This window comes from Winogradskyella ouciana, assembly GCF_009709615.1.
Taxonomy (GTDB): domain Bacteria; phylum Bacteroidota; class Bacteroidia; order Flavobacteriales; family Flavobacteriaceae; genus Winogradskyella; species Winogradskyella ouciana.
On record NZ_WJYA01000090.1, the window covers coordinates 1 to 275 of the forward strand.

Consider the following 275-nt stretch of genomic DNA (forward strand, 5'->3'; position numbering starts at 1 on the left):
CTGGATTATTATCGTAAGCATCTTTGATCTTTTGTAAGAATTGTGCACGGATAATGCAACCTTCTCTCCAAATCATAGCTAAATCACCAAGTTTTAAATTCCATTCATTATCTTCACTTGCTTTACGCATTTGCGCGAAACCTTGTGCATAAGAACAAATTTTACTCATATATAATGCTTTACGAATTTTTTCTAAAAAGTCTTTCTTGTCACCATCAAATGATGCTTTTGGACCATTTAATTCTTTAGAAGCATTTACGCGCTCTTCTTTGATT

At 32.7% G+C, this 275-nt stretch carries 1 pseudogene; it reads right to left on the reverse strand.

The features are described from left to right. Window positions 1-275, reverse strand: a pseudogene (locus F1003_RS18670) (NADP-dependent phosphogluconate dehydrogenase); the annotation flags it as partial.